The 21,716-nt window shown below is 65.4% G+C and carries 15 protein-coding genes; 8 read left to right on the plus strand and 7 right to left on the minus strand.

Annotation, left to right across the window (positions count from 1 at the left end; genetic code table 11):
- The first annotated feature begins 56 nt into the window (after positions 1 to 56).
- Complete coding sequence (locus tag C8J25_RS10990; RefSeq protein ID WP_107954465.1) at positions 57 to 296, plus strand: hypothetical protein; 240 nt, start codon at positions 57 to 59, stop codon at positions 294 to 296.
- 567 nt (positions 297 to 863) lie between these two features.
- A complete protein-coding gene (locus C8J25_RS10995) occupies positions 864 to 1,265 on the plus strand; it encodes an excalibur calcium-binding domain-containing protein (RefSeq protein ID WP_107954466.1) in 402 nt (133 codons plus the stop codon).
- Between the two features lie 21 nt (positions 1,266 to 1,286).
- Here C8J25_RS10995 and ychF read toward each other — a convergent pair whose 3' ends face one another.
- The gene (gene ychF / locus C8J25_RS11000) at positions 1,287 to 2,384 is read right to left on the minus strand and encodes a redox-regulated ATPase YchF (RefSeq protein WP_056047251.1); all 1,098 of its coding nucleotides are present in this window, start codon (positions 2,382 to 2,384) and stop codon (positions 1,287 to 1,289) included.
- A gap of 342 nt (positions 2,385 to 2,726) precedes the next feature.
- Between ychF and C8J25_RS11005 the strand changes: the two genes are divergently transcribed.
- Positions 2,727 to 3,791: an NAD(P)-dependent alcohol dehydrogenase gene (locus C8J25_RS11005; RefSeq protein WP_107954467.1), complete on the plus strand. Its 1,065-nt coding sequence runs from the start codon at positions 2,727 to 2,729 to the stop codon at positions 3,789 to 3,791.
- A gap of 287 nt (positions 3,792 to 4,078) precedes the next feature.
- Here the strand turns inward: C8J25_RS11005 and C8J25_RS11010 are convergent, their stop codons facing one another.
- The 4 genes from C8J25_RS11010 to C8J25_RS11025 all read right to left on the minus strand — a co-directional run bounded on the left by C8J25_RS11010 (position 4,079) and on the right by C8J25_RS11025 (position 7,290).
- A complete protein-coding gene (locus C8J25_RS11010; RefSeq protein WP_056047257.1) occupies positions 4,079 to 4,684 on the minus strand; it encodes a TIGR02466 family protein in 606 nt (201 codons plus the stop codon).
- A complete protein-coding gene (pth, locus tag C8J25_RS11015) occupies positions 4,681 to 5,250 on the minus strand; it encodes an aminoacyl-tRNA hydrolase (protein ID WP_056488650.1) in 570 nt (189 codons plus the stop codon). The genes C8J25_RS11010 and pth overlap by 4 nt, the downstream gene beginning before the upstream one ends.
- Positions 5,251 to 5,456: 206 nt before the next feature.
- Positions 5,457 to 6,155 (minus strand): 50S ribosomal protein L25/general stress protein Ctc, encoded by a 699-nt coding sequence (locus tag C8J25_RS11020; protein ID WP_056488652.1) that lies wholly within the window; start codon positions 6,153 to 6,155, stop codon positions 5,457 to 5,459.
- A gap of 268 nt (positions 6,156 to 6,423) precedes the next feature.
- Positions 6,424 to 7,290 carry a TraB/GumN family protein gene (locus C8J25_RS11025; protein WP_107954566.1) on the minus strand — a complete coding sequence of 289 codons (867 nt, stop codon included), beginning with the start codon at positions 7,288 to 7,290 and terminating at the stop codon, positions 6,424 to 6,426.
- Positions 7,291 to 7,478: 188 nt separating this feature from the next.
- Between C8J25_RS11025 and C8J25_RS11030 the strand changes: the two genes are divergently transcribed.
- From C8J25_RS11030 to ppdK, 3 genes are all read left to right on the plus strand, one after another.
- A complete protein-coding gene (locus C8J25_RS11030) occupies positions 7,479 to 8,318 on the plus strand; it encodes a glycine--tRNA ligase subunit alpha (protein WP_107954468.1) in 840 nt (279 codons plus the stop codon).
- 121 nt (positions 8,319 to 8,439) lie between these two features.
- Positions 8,440 to 10,863, plus strand: a complete 2,424-nt coding sequence (gene glyS, locus C8J25_RS11035; protein WP_107954469.1) for a glycine--tRNA ligase subunit beta — start codon at positions 8,440 to 8,442, stop codon at positions 10,861 to 10,863.
- Between the two features lie 91 nt (positions 10,864 to 10,954).
- A complete protein-coding gene (ppdK, locus tag C8J25_RS11040; RefSeq protein WP_107954470.1) occupies positions 10,955 to 13,618 on the plus strand; it encodes a pyruvate, phosphate dikinase in 2,664 nt (887 codons plus the stop codon).
- A 42-nt stretch (positions 13,619 to 13,660) separates the two neighbouring features.
- On the opposite strand, the gene C8J25_RS11045 is transcribed toward ppdK, so the two are convergent.
- Positions 13,661 to 15,802 (minus strand): GDSL-type esterase/lipase family protein, encoded by a 2,142-nt coding sequence (locus tag C8J25_RS11045; protein ID WP_244186994.1) that lies wholly within the window; start codon positions 15,800 to 15,802, stop codon positions 13,661 to 13,663.
- Between the two features lie 39 nt (positions 15,803 to 15,841).
- Entirely contained in the window at positions 15,842 to 17,965 is a 2,124-nt protein-coding gene (locus C8J25_RS11050) for an alpha-glucuronidase family glycosyl hydrolase (RefSeq protein ID WP_107954472.1), read from the minus strand.
- A 154-nt stretch (positions 17,966 to 18,119) separates the two neighbouring features.
- Between C8J25_RS11050 and C8J25_RS11055 the strand changes: the two genes are divergently transcribed.
- Both C8J25_RS11055 and manD read left to right on the plus strand, forming a co-directional pair.
- Positions 18,120 to 20,489 carry a glycoside hydrolase family 3 N-terminal domain-containing protein gene (locus C8J25_RS11055; RefSeq protein WP_107954567.1) on the plus strand — a complete coding sequence of 790 codons (2,370 nt, stop codon included), beginning with the start codon at positions 18,120 to 18,122 and terminating at the stop codon, positions 20,487 to 20,489.
- A 10-nt stretch (positions 20,490 to 20,499) separates the two neighbouring features.
- On the plus strand, positions 20,500 to 21,711 hold the full coding sequence (gene manD / locus C8J25_RS11060; protein WP_107954473.1) for a D-mannonate dehydratase ManD: 1,212 nt from the start codon (positions 20,500 to 20,502) through the stop codon (positions 21,709 to 21,711).
- Positions 21,712 to 21,716: the final 5 nt, after the last annotated feature.

Consider the following 21,716-nt stretch of genomic DNA (forward strand, 5'->3'; position numbering starts at 1 on the left):
CAGCCGCATCAAATCGCCGACTTGCCCGAAAGCCGCGAAAGGTTCAGCCTCGGCCCATGAAGACCCCAACGCACCCCGACCGAACCGAAACGCGCCAAGCCCCCGCCGCCAAAGTCTCGATCCGGATCGGCAAGCGCACCACCTTCGACGCCTCGGTAACGACCGTCGGCCTGCTATCGGTCGGCGCCCTCGTATCCAGCATCCTCCTGTCCAGCGCCGTCATAGTCGCCGCAGCAGGCCGCAAGGCCGCAAGACGCCCGCTGGCCTTGCCTGACCATACCAAGACCGACGGCTGACGCCCAATTGCGAACATCGTTTTTAGGAAATTGGCGTGCCGAGAGGCGTCGGTAGATCACGCCACACTGTCAAAATGCCCTCCGAGCAATGGGAATATGGCTTTTTACATTCGAGAGACTGATCCATCCGATCACGCAGCGCTTCTAGACTTCGGCAGGAGACACCCGTCTCAGTTTCAAGAAAGTGGTTCGGCTCCGGGTTCATCTTATGAGATAAGCTTAAGTAGCGAGTAAGTCGGGCCGGTAGAATCTTTGCTCCGTTCCAGTAGATCGAGCTGTCTTTCGTAAGCGAAATTTGGTTCATAGCCGGGCTCAGGCCATTGAAATTATGAGGCTTCTGCCAATAGTCCCGAGGAGGCTCGCACGCCTTCGGTTCGGGGGTTGAGCACGCGACCAAAAAGACGCAGGCAATTAGGGTCGCGTGACGGAGATCATGCATCTTCCCAAGCTGCCACAAGCTACACCGGCCTTCCACCCGATATCGGAGATGACGCCTCGCCTCCCCGTCACCTTGGCTGGCAACCACCGATAAATATTCGTCAACCAGTACGCTCGTATGGTGGCATCATGGAGCGTTCCTTTATCGCGGTCACGGCGATCGCCTCGACATTGATGTTTGCTGGTGTCTGGAAAGCCACTGAGCCGACATCGATTCCAGCCCCCGCTGTCGTCGATACCAAGGCGGTCCCCGATGTGGCGATCGCCGCGCCGCCGGTGCTGCGGCGACACGCCGTCGCGCCTGCACGACGCGTCGCAGACGCCGAGCCCTACAACGTCGTGCGACCAGCATTTGGATCATCGCCACCGGCCCGCCGTTCGACGAGCTCCGGGACGGAAAGCTCGGTATTCTACAGTGGGTGCCGCGAAGTACGCGGGGCGGGGGCCGCACCGCTCCATCGCGGCCAGCCCGGCTATCGTGCCGGCATGGACGGCGATGGCGACGGGATAGCCTGCGAAAACTATCGCTGACCCGCCGCCGCCGCCAAACCGTCAGCTATGCAGGAAGTGCATCACGTCGCCGTCGTGCACGACGTAGGCCTTGCCTTCCGCGCGCAGCTTGCCTGCCTCGCGCGCCTTCGACTCACCGCCCAGCGCGATGAAGTCGTCGAACGCGATCGTCTCGGCGCGGATGAAGCCCTTTTCGAAATCGCCGTGGATCTCGCCCGCGGCCTGCGGTGCGGTCGCGCCCTCGTGGACGGTCCAGGCACGCGCTTCCTTCGGGCCGACCGTGAAGAACGTCAGCAGGTGGAGCAGCTTGTACCCGGCGGTGATGACGCGCGCGAGACCGGTCTCCTCCAGCCCCAGCTCGCCCAGGAATTCGCCGCGATCCTCCGCCGGCATCGTTGCGATCTCCGCCTCGATCGCCGCCGACACCACGACCGCCTCGGCGCCCTCGGCCTTCGCCTTTTCGAACACCCGCGCCGACAGCGCATTGCCGTTCGCCGCATCGCCCTCGTCGACGTTGCACACGTACAGCACGGGTTTGGCGGTCAGCAGCTGCGCCTGCGCGAACACGCGCGCCTCGTCCTCGTCCTTCGGCACGGTCAACCGCGCGGGCTTGCCTTCGCGGAGCAATTCCAGCGCCTGGCCGAGCACGGCGGCGCCGATCTTGGCTTCCTTGTCGCCCTGCATGCCCTTCTTGGCGAGGTTCGGCACGCGCTTTTCCAGGCTTTCGAGATCGCTCAGCATCAGCTCGGTGTCGACCGTCTCGGCATCGGCGATCGGGTCGACCTTGTTGTCGACATGCGTCACGTCGCCGTCTTCGAAGCAGCGCAGCACGTGGACGATCGCGTCGACCTCGCGGATGTTGCCGAGGAACTGGTTGCCGAGCCCTTCGCCCTTCGACGCGCCGCGCACGAGGCCGGCGATGTCGACGAACCCGAGCTGCGTTTCGATGATCTTCTGCGATCCGGCGATCTTCGCCAGCGCGTCGAGCCGCTTGTCGGGCACGCCGACGTTACCGACGTTCGGCTCGATCGTGCAGAACGGATAGTTCGCCGCCTGCGCCGCGGCCGTCTCGGTCAGCGCGTTGAAGAGAGTGGACTTGCCGACGTTCGGCAGCCCCACGATGCCGCAGCGAAAACCCATGATATGCCCTTGGTATAAGAATGTGGTGGCGCTTTAGGGCAGGGCGCGAAGGAAGGCCAGCGGAGGCCGCTCGTGCATCGTTGGACGCCACCTCAATTATCTCCACCACCCCGGCGAAGGCCGGGGCCCAGTTGGGGGACGTTGCTGACGATGGTCGGCACACCGTTATTGCCACCTTGCCAACTGGGCCCCGGCCTCCGCCGGGGTGGTGACTAATCTAGGTAGCAGGCCTGATCGAACCACTCGATTGCCGCAATGCAGCAAAATTATCATACCGCTCGGTAGAGATGTCGCCGCTTGATGGTTATCATCGGTCTCTCCCCTGAAATACCCAGGAATTCCATGACCACGACCGCTAACGGCTACGCCGCGCAATCCCCCGAAACCCCGCTCGCCCCGTTCAGCTTCGAGCGCCGCGAGCCCGGCAAGACCGACGTCGCGATCGACATCGCGTTCTGCGGCGTCTGCCATTCCGACCTCCACACCGCCAAGGGCGAGTGGGAAGGCACGCTCTACCCCTGCGTCCCCGGCCACGAGATCGTCGGCCACGTCACCGCCGTCGGCAGCGACGTCACCAAGTTCAAGGTCGGCGACGTCGTTGGCGTCGGCTGCATGGTCGACAGCTGCGGCGAATGCCCGTCGTGCAAGGACGGCGAGGAGCAATATTGCGAGACCACCGGCTTCGTCGGCACGTATAACGGCCCCGATCCCGTGCTCGGTGGCCACACCTTCGGCGGATATTCGGACAAGATCGTCGTCGACGAAGGCTTCGTGCTGAAGGTCTCGCATCCCGAAGCCGACCTCGCTGCGGTCGCGCCGCTGCTGTGCGCCGGCATCACCACCTATTCGCCGCTCAAGCACTGGAAGGTCGGCCCCGGCCAGAAGGTCGGCATCGTCGGTCTCGGCGGGCTCGGCCACATGGGCGTCAAGATCGCCAACGCGATGGGTGCCGAGGTCTACGTGTTCTCGACCTCGCCGAACAAGCGCGACGATGCCAAGCGTCTCGGCGCGAAGGACCTGATCGTGTCGAAGGACGAAGCCGCGATGGCCGAACACGCCAACAGCTTCGACTTCATCCTGAACACCGTCGCGGCGAGCCACAACCTCGACACCTTCACCGCGCTACTCAAGCGCGACGGCACGATGACGCTGGTCGGCGTACCCGAGCACGCACATCCGTCGCCCTCGGTCGGCAACCTGATCTTCAAGCGCCGCGCGATCGCCGGCTCGCTGATCGGCGGCATCGCCGAGACGCAGGAGATGCTCGACTTCTGCAACGAGCACGGCCTGGTATCGGACATCGAGATGATCCGCATGGACGAGATTGAACCCTCGTATCAGCGCATGGTGAAGAGCGACGTAAAGTACCGCTTCGTCATCGACATGGCCTCGATGAAGGCGGCCTGATCGGGCAGGGGGGCGCCGCGGCGCGTGCTACTGCTCCCTCCCCTTCAGGGGAGGGTCGGGGTGGGGCAGTGCTACAAGCGCTTGCATGTGCGGCGAAGCCCCACCCCAACCCTCCCTTAAAGGGGAGGGGGTAAGAAGAACTAACTCCACCACCCCGGCGAAGGCCGGGGCCCAAGTGGGAAGGCCAATCTGATGAAGGGCAGCCCTTCGTTAGCAACGTTTCCCAATTGGGCCCCGGCCTCCGCCGGGGTGGTACTATGCATGCCGAGCTGTCTCAGCCGCCCCGATCACCACCGATAGTTAAAACTGATACTTATCCGTTCGCCCTTGGCAGCATTCGGCACGACCTCATGCCGCAACCAGCTCTCCCACAAGAACACGCTCCCCGGCTTAGGTTCCGCATAAACAAACGTCCGCAGATCCTCCGCAGCATCCTCCAGCCGGGTCGGCGCCGCCATCATCATCGGCAACCGCGGATCCTCCAGCTTGAGCGCGCCGGCCCCCTCCGGAATCGCCACGTACATCGTCCCCGACACGACGCTATGCGGATGGATATGCCCCGAATGCGCGCCCCCGGGCTTCAGGACGTTCACCCAAAGACTGTCGAGCTTCAACTTCCGCCCGCCCAGATCGAACGCGCAATCCTTCGCGAACTGCGCGACATGCTTGTTGAGCAGCCGCACCAAATCCCCGAACCGCGGATCGCGGAGTGGCAGGTCGTTCAGCGACGCGTACGACGTGTACCCGCGATACCCATGCGCCTTCGACCATGCGACCCCGGCGCGATCCGCCTTCGCCAGTTCGAGCGCGGCGTCCTCGAGTTCCTCGACCAGATCGTCGTCGCCGAGATCGGCCTCGTAGAACCGCGTGGCAAACAGGGAACGGGTGGTCATGGCTGCATCCTCAACGCGACATCGTTCATGAAGCGGACGTCGTCGCCTTCCGCCAGCCACTTGGCTTCCGCCGCCACCGCGCCGAGCATGTCGGACAACGGCTCGATTTCGGCCTTCGCATAATTGCCGAGCACATAGCCGGTGACGCGATCCTTGTGCCCCGGATGCCCGATCCCCAGCCGCACGCGGCGAAACTCCGGTCCCAGATGCTGGTCGGTCGAGCGCAGGCCATTATGTCCCGCGGTCCCGCCGCCGGTCTTCACCTTCACGCGGAACGGCGCGATGTCGAGTTCGTCGTGGAACACCGTCAGCGCCTCGACGCCGAGCTTGTAGAACCGCAACGCCTCGCCGATCGCGCGGCCGCTCTCGTTCATGAAGGTCGCGGGTTTCAGCAGCAGGATCTTGGTCGACCCGATCCGCCCCTCCTGCGTCCAGCCCTGGAACTGCTTCTTGACCGCGCCGAAGCCATGCACCTCGGCGATCGCGTCGGCGACCATGAACCCGACATTGTGCCGGTGCATCGCATATTGCGCCCCCGGATTGCCGAGTCCCGCCCAGATCTGCACGTGTGATTCTCCAAAAGAACGCGTCGGCCACTTAACTGTGTTCTCCTGCGAACGCAGGAGCCCAGGGTAACGGGCGGCGGCGCTGCTTGATCCTGGACCCCCGCGTTCGCGAGGGACCAGTAAGCGGCAGCCCCATAAAACGAAACGGGCGGGAAAGCCCTAGCTTTCCCGCCCGCCAGATCATCCTAAGACGAAGGGCTGAACCCTCAGTCCTTCTTCTGCGGCGTGATCTTGTCGTCGTCGTTGTCGTCGTCGTTAGGCTCAACGACCGGCTCTTCGTCCGAAGCAGCCTCGGCAGCCTGTGCCTCGGCGACTTCAGCCTCGAGCTCTTCGTCTTCGACGGTCGGCACGGTCGGCGGCACGATCGTGGCGATCGCGAAGTCGCGGTCGTCGATCGCGGGCGTCGCGCCCTTGGGCAGCTTCACGTCGCTGATGTGGATCGAATCACCGATCTCCAGACCGGCGAGCGAAATCGTGATCTCGCTCGGGATGTCCGAAGCGTCGACGACCAGCTCGATCTCGTGGCGCGTGATGTTGAGGACGCCCTTGCCCTTCTTGATGCCCGGCGCGTCGTCCTCGTCGGTGAACGCGATCGGCACCGCGACGGTGACGGTCGAATGCTCGCCGATGCGCAGGAAGTCGACATGGATCGGACGATCCGAAACCGGGTGGAACGAGACGTCCTTCGGCAGCGTGCGCACGCCGTTGACCATCACGACGGAATTCATGAAGTGGCCGGTCATCAGCGCCTTCATCAGCGCCTTTTCCTCGAGGTGAACCGAGGTTGGTTCCTGGTTCAGGCCGTAGATCACGGCAGGCACGCGGCCATCACGACGCAGCGCCCGGGAGGCTCCCTTGCCAACCCGGTCACGCGTCTCGGCTGCGAGCGTCAACTGGTCGCTCATCTGTATTCTCCGAAACTCGTTTGTTGTCCTTCCCGCCCACGCCTCCAGGGATGACCATGGACCGGAAGCGCGGGCGCATAGCGGAAGTGGGTGATTTAATCAACTAACCTGAACCCTCGCCCCTCCGGGGAGAGGGAGGGGCCCGCGTGCGCTTGCACGTGGGAGGGTGAGGGGAGTGAGGCTCGGGACGTTCGCGCCAACTCCCCCTCACCCTTCCGTCGCAAGGGCTCCTCCCTCCCTCTCCCCGAGGGGAGAGGGACTCGATGGCTCAATACCGAACCCGTTCCGCCTTCACGCCAAGCTTGGCCAACTGCGCCTGAACGCTGTCCTTGCCCGCCAGATGCCCCGCACCCACCGCAATAAACACCGTCCCGGGCGTCCCGAGTCGAGTCTTCACCCACTCCGCCCAGCGTGCATTACGATCCACAAGCAACACCTTCGCCACCTCGGGCGAATCCTTCAAACTGTCGTTCATCTCCTTGGCCAAAGCCTCAGGATCCCCCTTCGCCCACTCGTCGACCATCGTCGCCATCGTGCTCTCGAGCTTAGGCAACTCGTCGATCGTGCTTCCCAGAAACTGAATCTGCGCCTTCTGCGACAGCCCCCCAAAATACCCGAGCTGCTGCTCCGCCGTCTCAAGCCCAATCACCGGCTTCCCCGCAGCCTTAGCTGCCGCCGTGATCACCTGCTCGGGCCCGTTCGCCGCATCATACCCCAGCTTCGACAGCGGCGCGATCGACAGGTTGGTCGCCGCGAGCCAAGGCTTGAACCGATCGAACGCATTCGCCGGCAAGCCCAGATCGGTCACCGCCTTCGCATACGCCGCACGCTTGTCCGCGGGCAGCTGCTCGGTCAGCGTCGGGCCATCCTTCGACACCCCCGTCGCCATTACCAGCGACTGCATCTTGGCCGGATCGGGCATCACCAGCTCCAGCACCACCTGGTTCGAGCGATCGAACGCGGTCTTCACCGCCTCGTCGAACCACGTCATGCCGGGCTTCAGCACATGGATCGTCCCGAACAGGTAGATCGTCGTGTCCTTGTCCTTCACCACCCATAGCGCCGGATCGGCATCGTTCGCGGCTTGCGCAGGCTTCGGCGCGACCTGCGCACAGGCGGGCAAAGCGAACGCCATGGCGATGGCGGACAGCGCGGATCGGAACGAAACGATCTTCGAAAACAGCTTCAAGGGGAGGGCATCCTTATCGTTGGTGCAGCCCATGTAGGACGCCGCACCTTAACGCACCACTTGCCTCCCGCACCCCCATCCGCCAAAGCCCGCGCGTGACCCAGCCCGTGATAAAGCCTCTTAGCTTCCAGCGCATGATCCTCACGCTCCACGATTACTGGAGCGAACACGGATGCCTGATCCTGCAGCCCTATGACATGGAAATGGGCGCGGGCACCTTCCACACCGCCACGACGCTCCGCGCGCTCGGGCCAAAGCCGTGGAACGCCGCGTTTGTGCAGCCCTGCCGCCGCCCGACCGACGGCCGCTATGGCGAGAACCCCAACCGGCTCCAGCATTACTACCAGTACCAGGTCATCCTGAAACCGAGCCCCGCCAACCTCCAGGAACTCTACCTGGGATCGCTCGCGGCGATCGGCATCGACATGCTGAAGCACGACATCCGCTTCGTCGAGGACGACTGGGAAAGCCCGACGCTCGGCGCCTGGGGGCTCGGCTGGGAGGTCTGGTGCGACGGCATGGAGGTGACTCAGTTCACCTATTTCCAGCAGATGGGCGGCTTCGACATGAAGCCCGTCGCGGGCGAACTCACCTACGGGCTGGAGCGGCTCGCGATGTACATCCAGGACAAGGATTCGGTGTACGACCTCGCGTACAACGACGCCGGCGTGACCTACGGCGACGTGTTCCTGGAGAACGAGCAGGAGATGTCGAAGTGGAACTTCGAGATCGCCGACACGGACTCCTTGTTCGACCAGTTCCGCAAGCACGTAGCGGAATGCGAGAACAGCCTCTCCGCCAAGCTCCCGATCCCAGCCTACGAGCAGGCGATCAAAGCCAGCCACATCTTCAACCTGCTCCAGGCCCGCGGCGTAATCTCCGTAGCCGAACGCCAAGCCTATATGGGCCGCGTCCGAGACCTCGCCAAAGGCGCCTGCGCCGCCTGGATGGACAAGCACGGATGGGCGGCATGATGCGCGCCCGCAGCGCCGCAGGCCTGAATCAATCCTTCTTATCTCTTCGCGCCTTTGCGCCTTCGCGTGAGAAAATCTTGTTCACGCAAAGGCGCGATGGCGCGAAGATGGAGCGTTCCGCGTGACTGATTTCCTCCTAGAACTCCGCTCAGAAGAAATCCCAGCCCGGATGCAGGCGCGTGCGCGCGAAGATCTGTCGAAGCTGTTCACCGCCGAGCTCGCCAAGGCCGGCATCGCCACCAGCGCGATCGTCACCTACGCGACCCCGCGCCGCCTGACGCTGATCGCGCGCGACCTGCCGCTCGAGACCGCCGCCGTCTCCGAAGAAACCAAGGGCCCCAAGACTTCAGCCCCACCCCAGGCGCTCGAAGGCTTCCTGCGGAAAACCGGCCTCACGCGTGAGCAACTCGTAGACCGCAACGGCACGCTGTTCGCGGTCACCGAGAAGCCCGGCCGCGCCACCGCCGCCGTGCTCGCGGACGCCATCCCCGCGATCGTCCGCGCGTTCCCGTGGCCGAAGTCGATGCGCTGGGGGGATGCGTCGGCCAGCACTGAATCGCTCCGGTGGGTCCGCCCGCTGCAAGGCATCGTCGCGCTGTTCGGCGAAGAGATCGTGCCGTTCGAGATCGCCGGCATCGCCAGCGGTGCCGCCACGCTCGGCCACCGCTTCCACCACCCGTACCAGATCACGATCGGCGGCGCGCACGACTATGTCGAGAAACTGCGCGCCTGCCACGTCATCGTCGACCACGACGAACGCGCCACGCTGATCCGCGACCACGCCCGCGAAGCCGCCGCGCAGGCTGGCCTCGAACTGATCGAGGACGAGGGCCTCGTCGCGGAGAATGCCGGGCTGACGGAATGGCCCATTCCCCTGCTAGGCCAGTTCGATCCCGCGTTTCTCGACGTCCCGCCCGAGGTGATCCAGCTCACCGCGCGCGTGAACCAGAAATATTTCGTCTGCCGCGGGGCCGATGGAAAACTGGCGAACGCGTTCGTCTGTACCGCTAACATCGCCGCGCACGACGGCGGCGCGAAGATCGTCGAGGGCAACCGCAAGGTGCTCGCCGCGCGGTTGTCGGACGCGAAGTTCTTCTACGACACCGACCTCAAGGTCCCGCTCGCAGAGCAGGCCGAGAAGCTATCGAAGATCGTCTTCCACGAAAAGCTCGGCACCGTAGCCGACAAGGTCGACCGCGTCGCAAAGCTCGCCCGCTGGCTGGTAGAAGAGGGCATAATCCTCCCCGGAACGGGGAGGGGGACCGGCGAAGCTGGTGGAGGGGGCGCGCCACGAAGCGCAGCGTCCGCGGAGAACCCCCTCCACCCTCAGCCTACGGCTGACGGTCCCCCTCCCCTTGCAGGGGAGGAATTGGCCGACCTCGCAGACCGCGCAGCCCGCCTCGCAAAAGCAGACCTCGTCACCGGCATGGTCGGCGAGTTCCCCGAACTGCAAGGCCTGATGGGCGGCTACTACGCCGCCGCACAGGGCGAGCACCCCGCAGTCGCCACCGCCATCCGCGACCACTACAAGCCGGTCGGCCAAGGCGACGACGTCCCCACAGATCCCGTAACTGTGGCGGTGTCGCTCGCGGACAAGCTTGATACGATCGCTTCGTTCTTCGTAGCAGATCTGCTGCCTACCGGTTCAAAAGATCCTTTCGCACTCCGACGTGCGGCGCTGGGCATCATTGAGCTGCTTCAAAAGAACAACGTTCGTGTTTCTCTTGGACTTCCGGCATCAATTAGCATGGCCCGCGTTGCTGGTGTTGTCTCCGGCGCGGAATGGTTCAAGCGCTTTGATGATCTGGTCAAGGCTCGCCATTCGGCGGGCGATCCGATGAATAAAGACGAGATCGAACGGACTCTCGAGGAGATTAAGGCTCGAGGGCGTTCCGCGGAGGAACTTGAGAAATTTGGAAAAAGAGCTGAAATCGCAGAGCAAAAACTCCTCGACTTCTTCGCCGACCGCCTAAAAGTCCAGCAACGCGAAGCCGGCGTTCGTCACGACCTGATCGACGCGGTGTTCGCGCTCGGTGGCGAGGACGATCTCGTCCGCCTGCTCGCGCGCGTTCACGCGCTCCAGGCGTTCGTGACCACCGAGGACGGCGCGAACCTGCTCGCCGGCTACAAGCGCGCCGCCAATATCCTGAAGAAGGAAGCACCCTCCGGTTCCCCCGCGAAGGCGGGGGCCCAGGGACTCAGTGGCGGCGAACTCCGGGAGAGTGCGGGCCTGGACCCCCGCGTTCGCGAGGGAACAGCAGAAGGGGAGCAGGAAACGCTGTCCTACACCCCCGAACCCGCAGAGACCGCGCTGATGACCGCGCTCGACTCCGCCGAACCCCGCGCCACCGCCGCGATCACACGCGAAGACTTCGCCGCCGCCATGGCCGCGCTCGCGTCTCTCCGGGCCCCGATCGACGCATTCTTTGATAGCGTTATCGTCAACGATTCCGATCCCGCCAAGCGATCCGCTCGTCTCGCGCTACTTGAGCGAGTCCGCGCCGCAGTGCACAACGTCGCGGATTTCTCGAAGATCGAGGGGTGATTTGAGGCGAAGTGCAGATGCTCCCAGCGTCTGCACTTTGTGCACTTCCGCGCCGTCTTGCGGGTAAAAACAAACACTTAGAGGACCGACCATGACCCAATATGTGTACCGCTTCGGCGGCGGTGTTTCGGATGGCGGCAAGGGCGACAAGAACCTGCTCGGCGGCAAGGGCGCGAACCTCGCCGAGATGGCGTCGATCGGCCTGCCGGTCCCGCCGGGCTTCACGATCTCGACCGATTTCTGCGCGGTCTATTACGACGAGGGCGGCCAGTTCCCGCAAGGCCTGCGCGACGAGGTCGCCACCGGCCTCGCCCACATCGAAGGCGTCACGGGTAAAAAGTTCGGCGACCCCGCCGACCCGCTGCTCGTCTCGGTCCGCTCCGGCGCCCGCGCCTCGATGCCGGGGATGATGGACACCGTTCTCAATCTCGGCCTCAACGACCAGACCGTCGAGGGCCTCGCCGCCAAGTCCGAGGACGCGCGGTTCGCCTGGGACAGCTATCGCCGCTTCATCCAGATGTACGCCGACGTCGTCCTCGAACTCGATCACGGCGCGTTCGAGGAAGCGCTGGAGATCGCCAAGGAAGACCAGGGCTTCACGCTCGACACCGAACTCTCGGCCGATGATCTCCGGAAACTCGTCGCCGAATATAAGGGCCTCGTCGAAAAGCTCTGGGGCAAGCCCTTCCCGCAGGACGTCCACGACCAGCTCTGGGGCGCGGTCGGCGCGGTGTTCGGCTCGTGGCAGTCCGAGCGGGCGAAAGTCTATCGCCGCCTCAACGACATTCCCGGCGGCTGGGGCACCGCGGTCAACATCCAGGCGATGGTGTTCGGCAACATGGGCGACACCTCGGCAACGGGCGTCGCGTTCACGCGCGACCCGTCCAAGGGCGACCGCGCCTATTACGGCGAATTCCTGATCAACGCGCAGGGCGAGGACGTCGTCGCCGGCATCCGCACCCCGCAATACCTCACCAAGACCGCGCGCGAAGACGCCGGCGCCAAGCCCGCTTCGATGGAAGAGGCGATGCCCGAGGTCTACCACCAGCTCGCCGACGTGTTCGACACGCTCGAAAACCACTATCGCGACATGCAGGACATCGAGTTCACGGTCGAGAAGACCAAGCTCTGGATGCTCCAGACCCGCGCCGGCAAGCGCACCGCCAAGGCTGCGCTCAAGATCGCCGTCGACATGGCGAACGAGGGTCTGATCACCCGCGAGGAGGCGATCCTGCGCATCGAGCCGATGGCGCTCGACCAGCTGCTCCACCCTACGCTCGATCCCAAGGCGCACCGTGATGTGCTCACCAAGGGCCTCCCCGCCTCGCCGGGTGCAGCCTCCGGCGCGGTCGTGTTCGACGCCGATGCCGCCGAGAAGAAAGCCGCTGACGGCGTCGCCGTGATCCTTGTCCGGACCGAGACCTCGCCCGACGACATCCACGGCATGCACGCAGCGAAGGGCATCCTGACCGCGCGCGGCGGGATGACGTCGCATGCTGCGGTGGTGGCACGCGGCATGGGGCGTCCCTGCGTTTCCGGCGCCGGCACGCTCTCCATCGACGCCAAGGCGAAGATCATGCGCTGCGGCGGCCGCGAGGTGAAGGAGGGCGACCTGCTCACCATCGACGGCACCACCGGCGAAGTGATGATCGGCGCGGTTGCGACCGTGCAGCCCGAGCTGTCGGGCGATTTCGCGACGCTGATGGTGTGGGCCGACGAGGTCCGCCGCCTGAAGGTCCGCGCCAACGCCGAGACCCCCGAGGATTGCCGCGTCGCGCGCGAGTTTGGCGCCGAGGGTGTCGGCCTCTGCCGCACCGAGCACATGTTCTTCGAGAGCAGCCGCATCACCAACGTCCGTCAGATGATCCTGGCATCGGACGAGAAGGGGCGCCGCGTCGCTTTGGAGAAGCTGCTTCCCGAACAGCGTAAGGACTTCACCGAGATCCTCGAGGTCATGGCAGGCCTGCCGGTGACGATCCGCCTGCTCGATCCGCCGCTCCACGAATTCCTGCCGCACGAGGAATCGGAGTTCGCCGAAGTTGCGACCGCCGCGGGCGTCGACGTCGACACCCTCAAGCGCCGCGCGGCGGAACTGCACGAGTTCAACCCAATGCTCGGCCATCGCGGCTGCCGTCTCGGCGTGACCTACCCCGAGATCTACGAGATGCAGGCCCGCGCCATCTTCGAGGCGGCGGTAGACGTCGCGGAGAAGTCCGGCGCGGCGCCGATCCCCGAAGTCATGATCCCGCTCGTCGCCACCCGCCGCGAGCTTGAGCTGATGAAGGCGGTCGTCGACAAGGCCGCCCAGGCCGTGTTCGCCGAAAAGGGCCGCACCATCGAGTATCTCGTCGGCACGATGATCGAACTCCCCCGCGCCGCACTGCGAGCAGGCGAAATCGCGGAAGTCGGCGAGTTCTTCTCATTCGGCACCAACGACCTGACGCAGACCACCTTGGGTGTCAGCCGAGACGACGCCTCGCGCTTCCTCGGCGCCTATGTCGAGCAGGGCATCTATGCAAAGGACCCGTTCGTCAGCATCGACGTCGAAGGCGTCGGCGAACTGATCGAGATCGCCGCGGAACGTGGCCGCAAGACGCGCGCCGGCATCAAGCTCGGCATCTGCGGCGAGCACGGCGGCGATCCGGCCAGCATCGCGTTCTGCGAAAAGGTCGGCCTCGATTACGTCTCCGCCAGCCCCTACCGCGTCCCGATCGCGCGTCTGGCGGCAGCACAGGCGGCGCTCAACAAGAAGTGACGTGAAACCCCTCTCTCCCGAGCCTCGGGAGAGGGGCGGTAATCAGCTACAAAGGCCCGCCGGCGGACCCACCAGTGCAGGCAGGGCAGGCGGGCCGGCGAGCGACGGTGTCGGTCCCGGCAGCGAAAGGTCGATGGCCCGAGCATAATACGGATCGGCTTCCGCCTCGGGCAGTGTCACGAAACGGAACCCCATCTCGCGGTACAGCGCGAGTAGCTTAGGCAGCATCCGCGCATCGAACGCGCCGACATGCATCAGCAGGACATAGGGAATATCCCGCCCAACCTGAGCCTTGGCCCGCGCCCGTGCCGCCAATGCGGCAGCGCGCGCTTCGCCCAGAAAGCTGGCCTCCAGCGCGGCGATCGCACCCACATCCCGCTTGACCGAGCAAGCAGCATAAACCGGGTTCCAGCTGAAATCGTTGAAGCTCATCGTCACCGCCGCAGCCCGATAGCCCCGAGCCCTGAGGTCGGCCCGAGCCGCGTCGCGAACTGCCGGTGTGCTACCCTCGGAAAGGAACGGATACCGAAACCAGTGCCAATCGGTTCCCTTGGCGGTAGCAGCAAGCGGCGCTTCGTTCCGCACCACATCGGCGGAAAACGCAGCCGCGCCCACCTTGTCGAGATTGGCATGCGAATAAGTGTGGTTGCCAAGTGGTAGTCCGGCAGCACGCCAAGTCGCGATCGCCCCAGCAGCATCGTCCGGCGCATCCAGCCCGAAACCCGCGTTCAGAAACCCGAACGCCGGCGCCCTCGCAGCGGCAAGCGCCCCGGTAATCGCCCGGATCACATCCACCCGAGTCTGCCCCGGCACGAGCGGACCATGAGCAGGAATATCGTCGAAGGTGATCGCGATGGCAGGCCTCTTGGCCACGCCGCGCTCGGAAGGACCGACCGGCACCGGAGCCGTAGCGCCAATCACCGATCGCGACCGGGTCGACGCGCGTGCGCCGCCAAACAGACTCAGCGGTACGGCTTCACCCATCGTCTTATAGCCAGCCTCCGACGGGTGCAGGTGATCCCCCGAATCATACGCGGGAGACAGCCGATCGGGATGTGCCGGGTCGCGCATCAACCGGTCGAAATCGATGACGGCGTCGAACACTCCGGACGTGCGGATGAAGCTGTTGACGGCCTGCCGATCTGCCTCGTTCTCCGCGGTCGGATGATAATAGGTGTTGCCGCCGAACGGCATCACCGTCCCCCCGATCACCTTGATCCCGTGAGCATGCGCCCGCGCTACGACCTGCGAGAAGCCGGCAGTGATCTGCGCGACGATCGCGGCATGTTGCGCAGGCGTGGCGGGTGCTTCGCGCGTCAGGACGCCAAGGTCGTTGATGCCCTCCAGCACGATCGTCCAGCGCACGCCGCTGCGCGCGATGACGTCGCGATCGAAGCGCGCGAGCAGATTGGGGCCGAGCCCGTCCAGCAACACGCGATTGCCGCCGATCCCCGCGTTGACGACGCCGATCGCTCGCGTTGCCGTCGTTCCGCGAAGTCTTTGCGCCAACACATCGGGCCAGCGCGTGTTGTGCTCGGGCTTCACGCCATAGCCGTCGGTGATCGAATCGCCGATCGCCACGACCGTACCCGCAACCGGGCCACCCCCGACCTCGACATCCGCGAGTGCATACCAATGCGTGGTCGGCATCGCGCCCGCCAGCGTCCCGTCCGCCACCACGTTGCCGGCCACCGTGAAACTCGTCGAGCGGGAGCCGGGGTGGCCGGTCTGCGGGCTGGCGGCGTCCGGCAGATACAGGCTGATGGCGAGATCGGCACCGGCCGCGACGGGGAACGCAACAGGGTCGCTGTAGACCTCCGCGCCGGCCGGGATCACTGCGTCGCTCCGCCCCGAGAAGGTGAGCCGAGCACCGCCTTCGATTCGCGGCGTGCCGGGGAAGGCTGACCGGGCGAGGTGCGCACCGCCGATCGCGAGCGGGCGCGTGCCGAACGCGTTGGAAAGCCGAATGCGTACGCGTTCACCGCCGGCCGACACCCGCACCACTTGGCGCAGCGTGATCGCGCCGGCCCGATCGGCCGGGAGCGCATTGTCCCCCTCGGCGATCATCTGCGCCGACCCCCAGGTTGCAATCCAATGCGCGCCCCGAGCGGGCGTAGTGTCCCGCGCGCCTGCGCCCGTCACGATCAGCGCGCCCAACATCAGCGCTACCGGCCACCGTCTCATCATCGCGTCCTCATCTTCTTATCCAGTGTCAGCGTGCAGCTATTGCGGGTTGCCGGGCGCGTACGGAAAGCGCTGTGCCTTGTACCATGCCAGGTCATGTGCGGGTGCCGCGGCGCCCGCCGGGAGCGGCTGGCCGTTGACCGACATCCAATAGGCAAGGCTGGCATCGCGCCACCAGCGCGCCTCGCGCTCTTGGACCGCTAGATACGTCGCGGTCTTTGCCCAGCGCTCGGCGTCGACCTCGGTCTTCACGCCGTCCCATTGCCGACGCATGCCGGCCACGTAGCCCACGCCCGCATCGTAATCATGGACCATCTCCGCCCACACCGATCGCCCTGAGTTCGTCCGGTACGTCCAAGGCACATGGTGGAACCACAACAGGTCGCGCTCCGGCGTCGTTGCAGGGGCGGCCAGTTTGCGGGCAAGCTCGGGGGCGTATTGCGCAACCGCGTTGCTCCCGGTCTTCGTCCGGTCGAAGCCGATCCCCGCCTTGTCGGCGCGGTGGTAATAGACCGGGTTCCATTCAGGACGCTTGAGGTCGGCTACCCACGGACCGGGGCCGTAGTGATGCCCCGTCGCCATGACGTGCGCGAGGCCGAGCGGTGTCATGTAATCGACTACCGCCTCGCGCGATCCCATCATCATCGAGACCACCGGATCGATGACGGCGGGGGAAGGGGCGAACGTCATCGCCGCCCATTCGCGTGCGACCGGGGCGGCGCCGAGTGTGGGATCCCACGCCATCCGGCCGAACGCGTACCAGTTCGCCTGGTTGAAGGTGGAGCCCGCCCAGTCGCGGTCGCGGCCTATATTCGCCACGCCCGCCATGCCGGTAAGTCTATGACCTTCCACCGAGCCATCGACGACCTTTGCCACGGTTTCGCCGGGCGTCCGCGTCGTCTCGCTGCCGAGCGTCTCGGCGAACAGCGGCCCGAGATAGGCGAGGTGCGTCGCGAAGCCGAGATACTCCTTGGTGATCTGGAACTCGATCATCAGCGGGGTCTTGGGCATCGCGCCGAACAGCGGGTGGAACGGCTCGCGCGGCTGGAAGTCGATCGCGCCGTTCTTGACCTGAACGATGACGTTCGGCGCGAACTTGCCGTCGAGCGGCTTGAACTCGGTGTACGCCTGTTTCGCGCGGTCGTCGGGGTCGGTCTCGGCGTAGACGAACGCGCGCCACATCACGATCCCGCCATGCGGTGCAACCGCAGCGGCGAGCACGTTGGCGCCGTCCGCGTGGCTGCGGTGGTAATCACGCGGGCCAGGCTGCCCCTCGCTGTTGGCCTTGACCAGGAAGCCGCCGAAATCGGGAATGCTGCGATAGATCTCGTCGGTCTTTGCCTTCCACCACGCAGCGACCTGCGGATCGAGCGGATCGGCGGTCTTCAAACCGCCGAGTTCGATCGGGGCCGAGAACCGTGCCGACAGATATACCTTTATCCCGTACGGCCGGAATACGTCGGCAAGCGCAGCAGCCTTGGCGATATACGGCGCGGTCAGACTCTCCGCTTTCGCGTTGACGTTGTTCAGGACGGTCCCGTTGATCCCGATCGAGGCGTTGGCGCGCGCGTAGTCGGTGTAGCGCGGATCGCGGAAATCGGGGAGCGTCCACCAGTCCCACAGCGACGCGCCGGCATAGCCACGCTCGACCACGCCATCCAGATTGTCCCAATGGTTGAGCACGCGCAGCTTCACGCGCGGAGTCGAGGTCAGGTCGATTCGGTCGACGCTGCCGCCGGTCTGGAGATGTCGCAGCAACGCGAAGCTGCCATAGAGTACGCCGCGATCGGTGTTGGCGGTGACGAGCAGCACGCGGCGGGACCCGAGCGTGACTTGTCCAACGCGGTACCCCTCATCGCCGAGCGCTGCCAGTGGAAGGCGGAGTGCTGCGACGTCGGGGTCGTTGGTGGTGGCCAGCAGGATCGGCAGCGTGCTCGTCCCGAACAAACCTACGCCGCGGCGTAATTCCGCCGCGGCCACGTTCAGCGTAGGCGTATCGCCGCGCGCCTCGATCGTGGTTGCGCTGCGCGCACCTGTCGTCGCCAAAGTCGGATATCGCAGCCAGAGATCATAACCGTCTTCAGCTCGCGCCGGTCCGGTCAAACCAATTACCGCTCCGAACAGAAGCACGAACTTACCGATCCATCGGCCGAATATCGTCATAATCCTCTCCCGCCGTTCCGCACCACATTGACAGGATCGCGGATGATCAGCCATGTTATCGCTATCACGACGACGGCTTCGACAGCAATGCCGCGTTTCACATTAGGAGATAATCTTGGCCGGTACGAAGACAGCAGGGAACGCGCCGACCATGATGCCGACCCGGCGTGACCTTTTTGGCCTGCTCGGCTCGGTCTCCATCTCAGGGCTCATTCCCGGCGTTGCGTACGCCGCGACCGCGTCACCTACCTACCGCGATCCCCGCGCGCCGGTCGATCTTCGGGTCCGCGACCTCATGGCGCGGATGACGCTGGAGGAGAAAGTTGGCCAGACCATTTCCCTGTGGGCGACCAAGGCCGACGTGATGGTGCCGGGTGGGCTCGATTTCGATCCGGCGCGCGCGACCGCGGCGTATCCGGCGGGGTTCGGGCAGGTGACGCGGCCGTCCGACAAGCGCGGCGGGCCGTCGGTCGCGGTGACGGCGGGCGGCACTGGGGCCGCGTGGCGCGGGACGGCTTCGACGATTGCGTTCGTCAACGCGGTCCAGCGCTGGGCGCGGGGCACGCGGCTCGGCATCCCAGTGATCTTCCACGAGGAATCGCTGCACGGCTACATGGCGCCCGACGCGACGATGTTCCCGCAGGCGATCGGCATGGCAGGCAGCTTCGACCGAGACCTGATGCTACGCGCGCAGGTGATCATCGGTCGCGAAGTGCGCGCGCACGGCAGCCACCTCTCGCTGTCGCCGGTCGTCGACATCGCCCGCGATCCGCGCTGGGGCCGGATCGAGGAGACGTTCGGCGAGGATCCGTATCTGTGCGGCGAGATGGGCGTCGCCGCGGTTGAGGGGTTGCAGGGCGACAGCACGACATTGGCGCCCGGCAAGGTCTTCGCGACGCTGAAACACATGACCGGGCACGGCCAACCCCAGGCCGGTAACAATATCGGTCCCGCTCCGATCGGCGAGCGCGAACTGCGCGAGAGCTTCTTCCCGCCGTTCCGCGCGGTCGTGACGCGGACCGGGATCGGCGCGGTGATGCCATCGTATAACGAGATCGATGGCGTCCCGAGTCATGCGAACCACTGGCTGCTCGGCGACGTGCTGCGCGGCGAATGGGGGTTTTCGGGTGCGATCGTCAGCGATTACGGCGCAATCGAAGAACTCGACACGATCCACCACATTGCGCGCGACCTGAACGGGGCGGCGAAACTGGCTTTGGCAGCCGGGGTCGACAGCGCGCTGCCCGACGGCCTGGCCTACCGCACGCTTCCCGCCCAGGTGCGCGCGGGGACGGTGCCGATCGCACAGGTAGACGCCGCCTGCGCGCGCATGCTGGCATTGAAGTTCCGCGCCGGCTTGTTCGAGGAGTCGGTGGTCGATCCCCGCGTCGCCGCTCGCCTGACCGGTAACGCGGAAGCGCGCGGCGTCGCGCTGGAGGCTGGCCGCAAATCGATGTGCCTGCTGACCAACGACGGCACGCTGCCGCTCGCGCCGAAGGGCAAGATCGCCGTGATCGGGCCCAATGCCGCGATCGCGCGGCTCGGCGGCTATTCCGCTCCGCCGCGGCAGGCGGTGTCGCTGCTCGACGGTGTGCGTGCACTGGTCGGCGGCGCGGCGACGATCGTCCATGCGCAGGGCGTGTTCATCACCCAGAGCGAGGACCGGTCGCAGGACGCGGTGCTGCTCGCCGACCCCGCCAAGAACCGCGCGCTGAGCGCCGAGGCGGTCGAGGTCGCGCGCGGGGCGGACACGATCATCCTCGCGATCGGCGATACCGAGCAGACCAGCCGCGAGGGGTTCTCGGCTAATCACCTGGGCGATCGCACCACATTGGACCTGCTCGGCGAGCAGAACGCGCTGTTCGACGCGCTGCATGTGCTGGGCAAGCCGATCGTGATCGCGGCAATCAACGGCCGTCCGCCGAGCTGGCCGAACGTGATCGCGAAGGCGAACGCGGTGCTGGAATGCTGGTATCCGGGGCAGGAGGGCGGCACCGCGATGGCCGAGGCGCTGTTCGGGCGGATCAATCCGGGCGCAAAGCTGCCCGTGACCGTGGTGCGCGAAGTCGGCCAGGTGCCGTTCTATTACAACCGCAAGCCCTCGACCCAGCGTGGCTATCTGTTCGCGGAGACGGCGCCGTTGTTCCCGTTCGGGCACGGCCTCAGCTACACCCGCTTCGAGGTCAGCGCACCGCGGCTGTCGGCAGCGAAGATCGGCATCGCCGGCAGCGTCGGTGTCGAGGTCGACGTCGCCAATATCGGCCAACGCGCCGGCGACGAGGTCGTGCAGATCTACGTGCGCGACCAGGTTTCGTCGGTCGCCCGACCGGTGATGGAGCTGAAGGGCTTCGAACGCGTGACGCTCGCGCCCGGCGAACGACGGACGTTGCGCTTCACGCTCGGCCCCGACGCGTTCGCATTGTGGGACGTCGACATGCGCGAGGTCGTCGAGCCCGGCCTGTTCACCATCATGGCCGGGCCGAGTTCGGCACAGCTGAAATCCGCTATTCTCGAAATCGCCTGAAGGACCTGCGATGCCCAAGATCGTTTCCGCCCGCGTCATCGTCACGTCGCCCGGCCGTAATTTCGTCACGCTGAAGATCACGTGCGATGACGGCACCACCGGCCTCGGCGACGCGACGCTCAACGGCCGTGAACTCAGCGTCGCAAGCTACCTGACCGACCATGTCGTGCCATGCCTGATAGGCCGCGATGCGCACCGGATCGAGGACGTCTGGCAGTATCTCTACAAGGGCGCCTACTGGCGCCGCGGACCGGTGACGATGGCGGCGATCGCCGCGGTCGATACGGCCTTGTGGGATATCAAGGGCAAGCTCGCGGGCATGCCGGTGTACCAGTTGCTCGGCGGCGCTGCGCGCGATGCATGCATGGTCTACGCGCATGCCAACGGGACGACGATCGAGGACACGATCGCGGTCGCGAAGGCCGAGCAGGCCAAGGGCTACAAGGCAATCCGGCTGCAATGCGGCGTGCCGGGGCTCGCCTCGACTTACGGCGTCGCCAAGCACGGCGCACGATACGAGCCCGCCGACGCCGACCTGCCGAGCGAAAGCGTCTGGTCGACCGAAAAATACCTCCGCGTCGTCCCCGAACTGTTCAAGGCCGCGCGCGAGGCGATGGGCTGGGACGTCCACCTGCTCCACGACATTCACCACCGGCTGACGCCGATCGAGGCGGGGCGGCTCGGCAAGGCGCTCGAGCCGTATAATCTCTTCTGGATCGAGGATCCGACGCCTGCCGAGAACCAGGAGGCGTTCAAGCTGATCCGCCACCATACGACGACGCCGATCGCGGTGGGCGAGGTGTTCAATTCGATCTGGGACGCGAAGGACCTGATCCAGAACCAGCTGATCGACTATATCCGCGCGACCGTCGTGCATGCCGGCGGCATCACGCACCTGCGACGGATCGCGTCGCTCGCCGACCTGTACCAGGTGCGAACGGGCTGTCACGGCGCGACCGACCTGTCGCCGGTGGCGATGGCGGCGGCGCTGCATTTCGGGCTGTCGGTGCCCAATTTTGGCGTGCAGGAGCATATGCCACACACCGACGAGACCGATGCGGTCTTTCCGCATGCATACAGCTTCGACGACGGCATGATGCATCCGGGGGAGGCACCGGGGTTGGGCGTCGACATCGACGAGGATCTCGCCGCAACCTACGACTACAAGCGCGCCTATCTTCCGGTCGCGCGTCTTGAGGATGGCACGTTGTGCAATTGGTGAACGGG

The sequence above is a fragment of the Sphingomonas faeni genome, from assembly GCF_003053745.1.
GTDB classification, from domain to species: domain Bacteria; phylum Pseudomonadota; class Alphaproteobacteria; order Sphingomonadales; family Sphingomonadaceae; genus Sphingomonas; species Sphingomonas faeni.

Bases quoted from the DNA above. Each gene is read 5' to 3' on its own strand.
- C8J25_RS11045 (WP_244186994.1), bottom strand. From the start codon at position 15,802: ATGAGACGGTGGCCGGTAGCGCTGATGTTGGGCGCGCTGATCGTGACG.
- C8J25_RS11010 (WP_056047257.1), bottom strand. From the start codon at position 4,684: ATGACCACCCGTTCCCTGTTTGCCACGCGGTTCTACGAGGCCGATCTC.
- C8J25_RS11025 (WP_107954566.1), bottom strand. From the start codon at position 7,290: ATGGCGTTCGCTTTGCCCGCCTGTGCGCAGGTCGCGCCGAAGCCTGCG.
- C8J25_RS11050 (WP_107954472.1), bottom strand. From the start codon at position 17,965: ATGACGATATTCGGCCGATGGATCGGTAAGTTCGTGCTTCTGTTCGGA.
- ychF (WP_056047251.1), bottom strand. From the start codon at position 2,384: ATGGGTTTTCGCTGCGGCATCGTGGGGCTGCCGAACGTCGGCAAGTCC.
- manD (WP_107954473.1), top strand. From the start codon at position 20,500: ATGCCCAAGATCGTTTCCGCCCGCGTCATCGTCACGTCGCCCGGCCGT.
- C8J25_RS11005 (WP_107954467.1), top strand. From the start codon at position 2,727: ATGACCACGACCGCTAACGGCTACGCCGCGCAATCCCCCGAAACCCCG.
- ppdK (WP_107954470.1), top strand. From the start codon at position 10,955: ATGACCCAATATGTGTACCGCTTCGGCGGCGGTGTTTCGGATGGCGGC.
- C8J25_RS11030 (WP_107954468.1), top strand. From the start codon at position 7,479: ATGATCCTCACGCTCCACGATTACTGGAGCGAACACGGATGCCTGATC.
- C8J25_RS11020 (WP_056488652.1), bottom strand. From the start codon at position 6,155: ATGAGCGACCAGTTGACGCTCGCAGCCGAGACGCGTGACCGGGTTGGC.
- C8J25_RS10990 (WP_107954465.1), top strand. From the start codon at position 57: ATGAAGACCCCAACGCACCCCGACCGAACCGAAACGCGCCAAGCCCCC.
- C8J25_RS10995 (WP_107954466.1), top strand. From the start codon at position 864: ATGGAGCGTTCCTTTATCGCGGTCACGGCGATCGCCTCGACATTGATG.
- C8J25_RS11055 (WP_107954567.1), top strand. From the start codon at position 18,120: ATGCCGACCCGGCGTGACCTTTTTGGCCTGCTCGGCTCGGTCTCCATC.